At 67.7% G+C, this 11,879-nt stretch carries 9 protein-coding genes; 3 read left to right on the top strand and 6 right to left on the bottom strand.

From position 1 onward, the window contains the following. The first annotated feature begins 10 nt into the window (after positions 1 to 10). Together yfcF and IPI67_16425 are read left to right on the top strand one after the other, a co-directional pair. Positions 11 to 643, top strand: coding sequence for a glutathione transferase (gene yfcF / locus IPI67_16430; GenBank protein MBK7581781.1), 633 nt, complete (start codon positions 11 to 13; stop codon positions 641 to 643). Between the two features lie 343 nt (positions 644 to 986). Continuing rightward, positions 987 to 2,399: a zinc-ribbon domain-containing protein gene (locus IPI67_16425; GenBank protein ID MBK7581780.1), complete on the top strand. Its 1,413-nt coding sequence runs from the start codon at positions 987 to 989 to the stop codon at positions 2,397 to 2,399. 60 nt (positions 2,400 to 2,459) lie between these two features. On the opposite strand, the gene IPI67_16420 is transcribed toward IPI67_16425, so the two are convergent. From IPI67_16420 to IPI67_16405, 4 genes are all read right to left on the bottom strand, one after another. Further along, positions 2,460 to 4,925 (bottom strand): HEAT repeat domain-containing protein, encoded by a 2,466-nt coding sequence (locus IPI67_16420; protein MBK7581779.1) that lies wholly within the window; start codon positions 4,923 to 4,925, stop codon positions 2,460 to 2,462. Between the two features lie 620 nt (positions 4,926 to 5,545). Continuing rightward, positions 5,546 to 6,571, bottom strand: a complete 1,026-nt coding sequence (locus IPI67_16415; GenBank protein ID MBK7581778.1) for a CDP-alcohol phosphatidyltransferase family protein — start codon at positions 6,569 to 6,571, stop codon at positions 5,546 to 5,548. A gap of 5 nt (positions 6,572 to 6,576) precedes the next feature. After that, a complete protein-coding gene (gene hisC, locus IPI67_16410; GenBank protein ID MBK7581777.1) occupies positions 6,577 to 8,490 on the bottom strand; it encodes a histidinol-phosphate transaminase in 1,914 nt (637 codons plus the stop codon). A 571-nt stretch (positions 8,491 to 9,061) separates the two neighbouring features. Then, positions 9,062 to 9,781, bottom strand: coding sequence for a phosphocholine cytidylyltransferase family protein (locus IPI67_16405; protein ID MBK7581776.1), 720 nt, complete (start codon positions 9,779 to 9,781; stop codon positions 9,062 to 9,064). Between the two features lie 50 nt (positions 9,782 to 9,831). Here IPI67_16405 and IPI67_16400 point away from each other — a divergent pair, with 50 nt between their 5' ends. Then, complete coding sequence (locus IPI67_16400) at positions 9,832 to 11,145, top strand: inositol-3-phosphate synthase (GenBank protein MBK7581775.1); 1,314 nt, start codon at positions 9,832 to 9,834, stop codon at positions 11,143 to 11,145. 9 nt (positions 11,146 to 11,154) lie between these two features. Here IPI67_16400 and IPI67_16395 read toward each other — a convergent pair whose 3' ends face one another. After that, a complete protein-coding gene (locus IPI67_16395; GenBank protein ID MBK7581774.1) occupies positions 11,155 to 11,334 on the bottom strand; it encodes a hypothetical protein in 180 nt (59 codons plus the stop codon). Continuing rightward, positions 11,334 to 11,870, bottom strand: coding sequence for a hypothetical protein (locus IPI67_16390; GenBank protein MBK7581773.1), 537 nt, complete (start codon positions 11,868 to 11,870; stop codon positions 11,334 to 11,336). Before IPI67_16390 ends, IPI67_16395 begins: the two co-directional genes overlap by 1 nt. Positions 11,871 to 11,879 lie beyond the last annotated feature (9 nt).

Raw genomic sequence — 11,879 nt, 5'->3', positions numbered from 1 at the left:
GGCTCCCTGCATGCTCACGCTGTACGGTGAGTCCCTCTGGGACAGTCCTTGGGTGTTCTCGGCATTCGTAGGGCTCAGAGAAAAAGGCCTCGAGTTCGAGCTGCGCGCGCTCGACCTCTCCGCGGGAGCTCAGCACACTCCGCCATTTCCACAGGCCTCGCTCACCGCGCGAGTCCCGTGCATCGATCACGACGGCTTCATGCTGTCGGAGTCGGCGGCCATCATCGAGTACCTGGAAGAGGCCTTTCCCGCTCCCGAGTTTGCGCGACTGCTTCCCCAAGGGATCCAGGAGCGCGCGCGCGCCCGTCAGATCATGGGTTGGCTGCGCAGTGATCTGCTCCCGCTACGCGAAGCACGCCCCACCAGCTCGATCTTCTTCGCCCCGCTCGAGGCTCCGCTATCCGAGCGAGCCCAGGTCGCAGCGGAAAAGCTCATTGCTGTGGCCGAACGCTTGGTTCCCGGGGACAGCGGCCCGATCTTCGGCAGCGTGACCTTGCCTGATTTCGACCTCACGCTGGCGCTCGAGCGTCTGCTCGCCAACGGCGATCAGACACCCGAGCGCTTGCAGCGCTACGCCCGGGAAATCTGGACCCGGCCGAGCGTGCGGGCGTTCCTGGCCCAGGAACGCCCGAAGATGCACTGAGGGCTCGACGCCAGGCCCCGAGGCGCCAAACACCCATCCGGAGCCGGAGGCGAAGCAACCCTCGGGCACCACGCTCCGTCGAGCTGCCCCCCTTGCCGTTCGCTGTGGGTCCAGAATCCCTCCCAAGCCAGCAAGGCGTCCCAACGTCGGAGAAGCTTGGGGCACGCCCCCGCGGCAGCGGACCGGCGGCCCCCCGAAGGACGAGGCCAAGATGGCAGCCGAAAAAGGCGTTTTCAGCGATGGGACCGGGGGGCCAGGCCGTGTTAGAACGGGGACTCCGCTCGGGTTTTTAGACCGAAATGTGAACGCAGACGTATCTCCTGATAATATATGGGAAAAGCGATTGTTCCACCGAGACGTGGTGGGCAACCGAGACAGGTGCACCGTGAAGATCTCGTGTCCCGCTTGTGCGGCCAAATACTCGATCGCCGACGAAAAGGTCCAAGACAAGCTCGCCAAGATTCGCTGCAGAAAGTGCGGCACGACCATCGTCATTGACGGCAAGGTCGACCCGCCAAGTGTCTCCGCAGGCGACGCCAACGCTTCGCACGTCGAATCACCACAGGTTTCGGATCCCTCCGCCTCGGTCGGCGCTGGGGAGTACTCCGTCGATTTTGGCGACAACGATCAGCGCACCATGTCGGTGGCCGAGATCGTCGCCGCGTACAACGCCGGTCAGATGACCGCCGACACCTTCGTGTGGGCCGACGGCATGGCCGACTGGCAGCCCCTGGGGCAGGTCTCCGCGCTGGTCGATGCGCTGCACACCGCGAGCGCACCCACCGCGGAGCCGCCGCCAAGCAACATGATCAACTCGAGCGACATCGCGAGCCCGGCAGCTGCACCCCCTTGGGAGCAGAAGCAGGCGGACGCCGCCAGCGCGGCGCGCGCGGCGGTCCGGTCCGGAGGCGGACGCGGCTCCACCGCAGATCTGTTCGGCGCACCCTTCGAGGCCGGCAGTGAACAGGACGTCACCACGAGCGCGCGTGAGCCAGGTCCTGCCCTCGGCTCGGCGTCGTCGAGCGCGTCGTCAGGTGGCACCGGCGCCCGCAACGAGTCGAGCGTGCTATTCTCGCTGAGTGCGTTGACCGCGACGGCGCCCGTCGGCGGAGGCGGTGGCTCTGTGAGTCCGAGCGCAGCGCCGAGGGCAGCGCAGACGGCAGCGCAGACCAAGGAGGACTCGGGGCTCATCGATCTGAAGGCGCTGACCGCAGCGTCCGACGCGCCCGCTCAGCAGATCGCGCACTTCAATCCATCACCGCTCGGCATGGCACCGCCTCTCGGTCTTGCTCCGCCCCTCGGCGGCGGTGTCGAGGCGCAGATCTCCGCGCCCATGCACCAGCCGCAGAAGAGCAAGGCCGGGATCTTCATCGGCGCTGGCATCGCAGTCGCCGCAATCGCCATCGCGGCCGCCATCGTCGTCGTGGGCAAGGGCCAGCCCCCGCCCCCGGCGCCCACCGTTGTCGCAACCCAGCCCGCGACAGCCCCCACGCCGACACCAACACCGACGCCAACCGAAGACTCGACAGCAAAACCTCCGGCAACTGGCACGGCAGACGAAGACAAAAAGCCGGTTGCGGCAGCCAAAAAGTACACGGGCGGTGGCACCGCGGCCAAACCCAAGCCGGCCGCCGGCGGTGATCCGAAACCCGCGGCTGGCGGTGATCCGAAACCCAAACCCAAGCCCAGTGGCGGTTGTGGCTGCGCATCAGGCGATCTGCAGTGCGCCATGAAGTGCGCGGCCGGCGGCGGCTGACGCGGCTTCACTGCTTGTCGCGGCGCGCATCGGCGCGCCGCGCATGATAGCCGGACTCGCTCAGCGTGCGAGGGGCGCCGGAACGGCCAGCGAAACCTCGCCGGTCGGTGCGTCGTGCTCGAACACCTGCCCGCGTCGATCTGCGAGCCCGAGCCGCATCAACCCGTCGGCGCGAACCAGCGCGAACGGAGTGCGCGGCACCGGGGCGCTCTCCCCCATCGGCACGATGTACACCAGCACGGGATCCGTCGTCGCGGGCAGCTTGACGGGAGCTTGCGCACAGGCCGCCGCAACCGAGCTGTCCGGGTCTTCCAAGGCGCAGGTCTCGAGCAGGCGCTGATCGCGCGCGGCGTCGGCTGACTTGACGTTGGCGACGAGCAACGCCGCCGCGCGCCGCACGACCTCCGCGCGGTCGTCGGTGAGCAGCGCGATCTCTTCGTGGCTGCTGCAGCGTGCGCCCGCGACGCGCAAACCCGCGAGGGCGTTAGCCCGCACGTAGGCTCGACTGTCCGCCAATCGGGCACACAACTCTTTGTCGACCCGCGACCGCGTCCGGGCGCCGACCCGCCCGAGGGCGGCGGCCGCATTGCCTGCTACTGCGACGTCTTCATCGTCCAGCGCCCGAACGATCGTAGCGCGCTCTCCGCTCCGACCCACACTGCCCAGGCTCCACACGGCATTCGCCCGCACCGACCCATCGACGTCCGCCGCCAAGCGCCCGAGCAGCGCGACGCCATCGCTGCGGGCAGCAAGCGCTTCGGCGATCTTGGCGCGATCGGCCAGATCGCCGGTTTCCCGAGCGTGCTCCGCGAGGGTGCGCAGCGCCTCCTTCGAGGGCAGGCGTCCCATCGCTTCCAGCAGCGCGTCGCGCTGCCCTCCCCGGCTCTCCAGCATGAGTCTGTGGGTGCGTTCGACGAGACCCGGTGCCTTGCCCCGGCCGAGCGCACCCCCGAGCGCCACGGCCAGCGCCGCGCGGTCCTGCTCCGCAGAGCGCTCCAGCCGATCGAGCAACGTCCGCGCCGCAGCGCCCGAAGCAGCGCGCCGCAGCGCCACCGCAGCGGCCAGTCGCACGCTCGCCTCGTCCGCGTCCAACGCCTCGAGCAACACCCGATCTTGACCCGATGGCGGCAGCATTCCGAGGGCGTCGATGGCGGCCACGCGGAGCTCGACGTTGTCAGCGGCACCCGCGAGCGGCGCCAGCGCTTTGACGGCGCGCGGCGAGCCGGTCCGCCCTAGCAGTCGCGCCAGAGCTGCGCGCTCGGCCTTGCTGGAGCGCGCCTTTTCCAGCGCCTGCGCGATGGGATCGACCGCACGCCCGTCGGGGTGTTTTGGATCGAGCAGCGCCACCGCCGCATCGATGGCCGCACGCCGCACGCCGGGGTCGGGATCTCCGAGGTGCTCGAGCACCGTCGGTAGCGCAGCCTTGTCGCCCAGGGTCTCGAGGGCGGACAACGCTGCCGGTGCGCCCAGCGCACCGCGCCGGAGTGCGCTCACGATCAGCTTCGCGCTGTCCTTCTTGCCCATCTCCGCCAGCGCCAAGGCGCAGTTGTCGGCCACCCTGGCCTCGGGTTGCCCGGCCAAACATCGGTCGAGCCGCTCACTCGCCTTGGCACCCGCGCGCGCCAGCGCCTTGCGCAAGAGCAAGAGCGTGTCCGGCGACTGCTCACTCGCCATCAGGGACAGCAAGGTGTCGAGCGCCTCCCCCGTGCCGATGTGCGAGAGTGCGTTCACCACCGCAGCCCGCACCGCGGGCGACGCATCCGCGCTGGCGAGCGAGCCAATGGCCAGCGTCGCCTGCGGATCACCGAGCGCACCGAGGGCCTCGACTGCGGCAACTCGCACGGCCTCGTCGCCATCCCTCAGCGAGAGAATCAGTGCGCTCGAGGCGCGCACGTCGCCCAGCTCACCCAGGGCACGCGCCACGCTGCGCCGCACCGCGGGTCGCGAGTCTTGCACCTTGCCGATCAGCGGAACCACCGCCCGGGGATCGCCGAGTTTGGCCAGCGCGCGCGCGACGGCGCTCCGCACCGCCGGCACGGAGTCGTCCAGGTGCCCGAGCAGCGGCAGCACCGCGTCCTTGGTGCCGGACGCACCCAGCGCGCCCGCCGCCGCCGAGCGCACGGCTGGGTCCGGATCCCCGAGCACTCGGCCGAGCGGTGCCACGGCGCGAGTCACCGGGTCCATGCGCAAGATCTCGGCGCCCGACAGGCGAATGCGGCGCTCCGGATCGTTCAGCCAGCCCACGACCAGCTCACCGGTGCCGCGCAGCCTGCGCTCCAGCACGAGATCCGCCGCGGCCAGGCGAACGTCGGCGTCGGCGTCCACCAGGGCTTTCTGCACCAAGCGCTTCTGCGCCGTCGGACTGAGCTCACTCAGGCGCCGAGCAGCGCGGCGCCGCGCGCTGACGTCGGTCTTGTCCAGCTGCTTTTCGATCGTCTCGGCGGCGTTCGGCCAGGTGAAGGCCGCCGCCGGCAGAGCGGCGAAGAGCAAGGCTACTGCGCACAAGGGCCGAGCAAGGCGTCGCACTAGCGGCATGCTAGCACTGCCACTTCGGTCGGGGGTGTAGCTCCGACGAGCGCCGAGGGCGCGGGCGAAAGTCCTACGAATCGCCTGCCCCGCGAGCGCTCGTTCGGCCGTGTCGGGCAGCCGTAGAGCGCCGAACCGGTTGAACGTCGTTTTTTTCAGCAACTTGCAACGGGTTCGGCGCTCGCGCGCGGAGCGCGCACGGCCGAAGGCCGGGGGTTTGGGGCAGCAGCCCCATCGTAAGTGTCCTAAATGACCGGTCGCGATTGTCGATCGCGGACGGCTGTTAGGAGTTGAAGTTGCCCCCTGCTCGCCAACGCCCAGGGGGAAAACGTCGTGGGATGGATTGAAAAGTTGGGAACCATCGACGATGACGGGTTGCAAGACAACCAACATCGGGGTTCCTGGGTCTTACCGCTTTGCCCGCGAGCCCAGCGGGGCCGAAACGGGCCCCGTGGTGTCCGTGGGGCGGCGTCCCGTCCCGGGACCGCGGCCCGCCGGGAGGTTTTGCAGCTCCTGCCGCCGCCCCTCTGCCCGGACGCCCCGCCCCCCCCCCGTTCACCGTCGCCACACCCGCCTACCGCAGAACACGAGCAGCGCAAGCTGATCGGTGTTCTAGGGGCTCAGACGCGAGCTTGATCCGGCAGGCTGAGCCCCATCTCCGCGAACGCGGCCCGGGACGCCCTGCGCTGGCGCGGCTGCATGTAGCCGTAGAACAGGATGTTCAACACTACCAGGCGGAACACCATGTAGTACTCGAGCAGGTCGAGGGCCGAGAACAGCGCGATGCCAAAAACGAGGGAGCCGAACCCGAACCAGGTCCGCCACATGCGCATCAACCCGCCCGCGTGCCGCTCGTAGATCTCGGCGTTCACGCGCGAGAAGGGTCCGAACAGGCCAAGCCGTGCGCTCGTGAACGGATCGAAGCGGTGCACGTAGTTGGTCTGGCTCCGCACGTAGAACAGGTAGATGGGCCACGCGACCTTGTCGACCAAGAACGAATCCGCCGGCTTGGTTTGAAAGCGCTCGAGCGCCGTCTCGTAGTCCTCGCCCTCTTTGAAGGTCGGGCTGGTGAAGCGTAGGTAGACGTTTTTGTACTGGTCGTACATGCCGGTGTGAAACGAACCCGTGACCGCCGTGACCACACACAGCGCGAGCACGACCAGCGTGAGCGGCAACGGTGAGTTGAACTTCGACCAGATCACGAAGATACCGCCGCCGACCGCCGCGATGCTGACCACCAGATCGGCGACCCCATCCAACATGCGTCCGAAGAGGCTGGATGTGCCACGCATGCGCGCGAGCTGGCCGTCGGCGCAGTCGAAGATCGCCGAGATGAAGATGGCGAGACCGCCGAGCAGCATGTGATGGGCGAAGCTGGCGAAGAAGCAGTAGGCGCCGGTGAGCCCGAACGCGATGGAGATCATCGTGACCAGGTTCGGCGAGATCGGCGTCGGATAGAGCAGCTTCGACAGCACGTAGGCGAGCGGGCGGTGGATCCATACGTCCACCGGCTCCTCCACCGCGAGCGGCTTGAGTGTCTTCCAGTACCCGGCCCAGAACCCCGGCTCCACGGGCGACGCAACGCCTACGCCCGCGCCACTCAATGGCTGTTCATCCGCGCCGACTTCTATCGATCCCATCGTCATGGCGTCTACTCCGCATCACCACCAATGAAGGCCGGCACTCCCGCATCCCGGGGTACACGCCGACCAACCACGCGCTCGAAAGCTGCAACACAACGCGCGTTCTGCTCGCGCGTGCCCACGGTGACCCGCACGTAGCTGCGCTCGGCGTGGTGTGAGCCCAGTGAGCGAATCAACACCCCTTCGCCGAGCAGCGCCGCGACCATGCCGTCCGCGCCCACTCGCGTGTGCGAGATGTCGACCAAGATGAAGTTGCCTTCGCTCGGGATCGCGACGACGCCGGGAATGCGCGACAGTGATCGGCCGAGCTCCTCGCGAGCGGTCTTCAGCTCCGCTACCCGCGATTCGAACTCCGCGACGTCGTCCAGGGCCGCGCTGGCCGCGGCAATCGAGACCGCCGGCAGGTTCCAGGGCACCTTCACCCGCGCCAGGAGCTTGATCACACTGGCGTGCCCGAGGGCGTAACCGACACGCAGCCCCGCCAGACCAAAGGCCTTGGAGAACGTGCGAATGACGATGGCGTTGGGGTACTCCGAGATCAGGTGCGACAGGCTCGGCCCGTCGCCGAGCTCGTAGTACGCCTCGTCGATCACGGTCGGCAGGCCGAGCCGCAGCAGTCGCCGCATGTCCACCTCGGGGATGCGGTTGCCGGTCGGGTTGTTCGGCGTGCAGAGGAAGATGACCTTGGTGCGCTCGGTGACCGCCCGCAGCAGCCCCAGCATGTCGTGCTGGTGGTCCTCGGTCATGGTCACGAGCACCGGGATGCCGCCGCACACACGCGTGCGCGCTTCGTACATGCTGAACGTGGGCACGCTCAACAGCACTTCTTCGCCCGCCGCCACGAAGGTGCGGATGATGACGTCGATGATCTCGGTCGAGCCCGCGCCGAGCAGGACGTTGTCGCCCCCCAGCTTCTCGCGGGAGCCGAGCTTCGCCCGGAGCTCGGCGCCGCCGCTCGGGTAGAGGTGCCCTCGGGTCGCGGCCTGCACGATGGCTTCGATGACCCTCGGGCTCGGCGCCACCGCGCTCTCGTTGCTCATCATGCGCGCCACGCCGGTCTTCTCGGCTACGGCGAAGTGGTCCTCGTTGTACGGTTTCGCCGCGCGCACCCAGGTGGGTGAAAACAGCTCCATTCCGTCCGCGTCGATCACCTGCGGCGCGCCGGCGCCGGGCTCGTCGCCCAGGTGATCGCCGAATACTCGCAGCATGGCCTCGGCGCGCTCGAGGGCCGCGGGTGTGTCCACGTCGATCCAACGCACGTCGCCCACGTCCACCGCGTGGAAGGCCCCGCGGGCCGCCAGCGCCCGGACGCCGTCGGAGAGCGAGCAGTCACCGTGCTGGTCGTCGAGCCGCGCGAGCTCCTCGATCAGCGCAGGGCCAATGCGAAACACGCCAGTATCGATGGCGTCGTAGCGCTCGAGCTCCTTGCTGATGTCGGCGATCTTGCCGGCCTTTACGCCGACCTTGGTGGCATCGTCCAGGTCGAAACAGCGCTCGATGTCGTAGTCCACGCCGAGGGCGCAGGCTCCGGCCGGGAGCTCGGCAGCGAGCAGGCGCCGCACGAGCTCGGGCGAGTACAGATGATCGGACATCGTGAGCAAACACTCCCGGTCGACCAGATCCGCCGCGGCGAGCAGCGACACGCCGTTCTTCGCCAGGTAGCGCTCGTTGTTCACGAAGGTCAGCTCGAGGCCGAGGCTCGGCTCCGCGACGAGGGCGCGGCGGATCGCATCGGCTTGATGCCCGACGACCACGACGGCCTCCCGGATCCCGGCAACCTCCAGGCTACGCAGCACCCGAACCAAGAGCGGGACCGATGCGGCGGGGCGCAGCGGCTTCGGCGTCGAATCACCCCCCTCACCCAGGCGTGAGCCCGTGCCCGCTGCAAGAACCACGGCTCGGGTAACTCGTCGTTCGGTCATTCGCTCGTCTCGCTTTCGGACTCGGTCACCCCGCGCTCGAGAGCGCGGATAAGTAATTCAGCGGGCGGGGAGTAGCACGCACCGCGCAAATCGGGCAAATCCTTTTCTGTTCTCATGAGTTACGGAGATGCCGGTTGTCGTTCCAGGAGCACACTGTGGTGATTTCGCAACACTCCGTCCACGCTCTCGGCCCGCGGGCCCATGGGGCTCGTTGGCAGTCACGCGTCCGGCAAGCCGCTTTGACTCCGCCGATTTACGTCTGGGTTCGGTTCGTCTTCCGGGCGGTCCGCTCGGTCAGCTGGACATTGAGCAAGCGGGGTGCCAGGCGCCGCGGTGCGTCGAGGCTTACGCGCTGGACGCACACGCGGCCTTCAATTCCGTCCCCAACTCTGCGTGACTGCGAATCAATGTGATGGCGCGAAGGGGGCGCAGCAGTGCGGCCGTTCTCGGTCGTCAGTGCAGCGCTCAGACGACACCCGTGACTTCGGGGCCCTGCCACCCGGCACGGGCGAACGGACGGAAGCACCGGCTCGACTCGGACAGTCTCGCGGTGATCACATCGCGTTACAGCTCACGCGAACAGCTGCCGCGCGCGCTCGAGGTCGCGTGGATCGTCGACCTCGGTCCAGGGCAAGTCGCCCACGTCGACCGCGTCAGCGCGCATGCGCCCCGCCGCGATCAGCCGAGAGTAGACGTCCTCATAGTAGAGATCGGCGTATTCGGGCTTGGCGAGCTCCGCAAACAGGCGCGCCGAAGCAGAGGCACCGACGCGCTCGATACCAATGCTCTCCCCCGCGGCCGCATCGAGCGAGAGCGCCTTACCGAACTGAGTAATTTCAGCGCCGGCACCCAGGCAGAACTTCATGGCCTCGGCGTCGGTGCGCCGGGTGCGGTCGACGGCGACGGCAAGCTCCGCATCCGAAGCGTCCAAACGCTGGAGAACCTCCGGGCGAAACACCACATCGCCGTCGAGCTTGAAGAACGCACGCCCGGCGACGGCGTCGGCACACAGCGCGAGGGAGAGCGAGTTCTGCGTGCTATCGAAGCGTTCGTTCCGACAGAAGCTGACCTGGAGTCGTGAGCCGGTGAGCGCGCTCCGGACCGCCTCCTCACGATAGCCCGTAGCCAGCACCACGTGCGTCACCCCGTGATCTCCGAGCAATCTGAGGGCGCGGCCCAAGATCGTCTCGTTACCGATGTCGACCAGTGCCTTGGGGCGGTCGTCGGTGAGCGGTCGCAGACGGGTACCAATGCCTGCGACCAACACCACCGCCGTGTGAGTGTTCTGCATCGAGCCGGCAAGATTGCATACGGGCACACGCCTTGCTAGTCACGCTCGCCATGAAGCAGCCGCAGAAGATCGCAAGCCCCGAAGGTAAGCTCGCCGTGCTCCTACCGGGGATGGGAGCCGTTGCCACGACCTTCATCGCCGGCTGCCTGCTGGCGAGGAAGGGGCTCGGCGCGCCGGTGGGCTCGCTCACGCAGCTCGGGACCATTCGCCTCGGCAAACGCACCGACAACCGGGTGCCGAAGATCAGCGAGTTCGTCCCGCTGGCCACGCTCGATCAGCTGGTGTTTGCCGGCTGGGACATCTTTCCGGACAACGCCTACGAGTCGGCGACTCACGCGGCGGTGCTCGAACAACGCCACCTGGATCCGATCAAGGACGAGCTGTCGAACATCCGGCCGATGAGCGGCGTGTTCTACCCGGAATACGTCAAGCGTCTGTCGGGTACCCACGTGAAGACGGGACGCAACAAGGCCGAGATGGTCGAGGCGCTGCGTAGCGACATACGCGAGTTCATGCAGCACAGTGGCTGTAGTCGTGCAGTCACGGTGTGGTGCGGATCGACCGAAATCTTCATCGAACAGACGGCCGTGCACCAGTCCATCGCCGCGTTTGAAAAAGGGCTCACCGAGAGCGACAAGTCGATCTCGAACTCGCAGATGTATGCCTGGGCCTGTCTGAAGGAGGGCATCCCGTTCGCCAACGGCGCGCCGAACCTCACGGTCGACTTCCCGGCCGCACACGAGCTGGCCAAGGAGACCGGAACCCCGCTGGCCGGCAAGGACTTCAAGACCGGTCAGACGCTGATGAAGACCATCCTCGCGCCGGGGCTCAAGGCGCGCATGCTCGGGCTGAACGGCTGGTTTTCCACCAACATCCTGGGCAATCGCGACGGCGAGGTGCTGGACGATCCGGAGAACTTCAAGACCAAGGAGGTCAGCAAGCTCGGCGTGCTCGACTCGATCTTGCAACCGGAGGTCTACCCCAACCTGTACGGCGAGGTGCACCACGTCGTGCGCATCAACTACTACCCGCCGCGCGGCGACTCGAAGGAGGGCTGGGACAACCTCGACATCTTCGGGTGGCTCGGCTACCCGATGCAGATCAAGGTGGACTTCCTGTGCCGCGACTCGATCCTGGCGGCGCCGATCGTGCTCGACCTGGCGCTGTTCATGGATCTGGCGAAGCGCGCCGGGTTCCACGGAGTACAGGAGTGGCTGAGCTTCTACTGGAAGAGCCCGATGACGGCCCCGACGCTCTACCCCGAGCACGATCTGTTCATTCAAGCCATGAAGCTGAAGAACACCCTGCGCTGGATGATGAACGAGGGCCCCCTCACCCACATCGGCCACGAGTACTACGACTGAGCTCGCGCCCTATGCGTCCAGCGGCGCGTCCGGCCCGCTGCGGCCCAGGCGGTGCAGCGCGTAGATCAGGAGCACGAGGCTCGTCACCGTGACGACCCCGCCCGAGAGCGGGTCACCCGTGGCCGCGATGGCGATGCCGACGAGCACGGTGGTGACACCGATGCCGAGCAGCGAGCGCGGATTGCCCATCAGGGCCAGCGCTCCGAGTGCGCCCGCACCAGGAAGTCGCGGACGTCTCGGGCCAAGCGGCGTTCGGCGGTGATCGTGGTCTCCTCGTGCGCGGTGCCCACTTGATCGTCGTAGCGATAGTCGGTGTCCTGCAGGATCAACACGCGCGTGTCGGAGTCCGATCCGATGCCGTGAACGAGCTGCAGCGCGTCACCCATCTCCGGCGCCTTCTTGGGTAACGCCGCGCCGAGAGCCTGCCGCTCGTTCGGCGCAATGTACGCGACCCCGTATTTACGGCCGTCACTCATCACGTCGACCTCGAGCAGCTTGCCCTCCGCGATCTGGACCGGGCGCCCGGGCACCGGCGCGTCGTGCTCGTCGTGGAACGCCTGCGCGATGACCTGTACCGCTCGGCGCTCATCCAGGGCGCGCGTGGGGTTGGCGGACTTGGCCGGGCCGCCACCGCAACCCAGCGCGAACGCGAGGGCAAACAGGGGGGCCGCCAGCTTGCCCGCCCAGGGCTTTGCCGAACCATTGGAACGCTTCGGGTCTTGCATCGGAGCAAA

It is taken from the genome of Myxococcales bacterium, from assembly GCA_016706225.1.
Taxonomy (GTDB): Bacteria; Myxococcota_A; Polyangia; order Polyangiales; family Polyangiaceae; genus JADJKB01.
The sequence above is the reverse complement of the archived record's forward strand: the minus strand, read 5'-3'. Positions and strand labels throughout refer to the sequence as shown.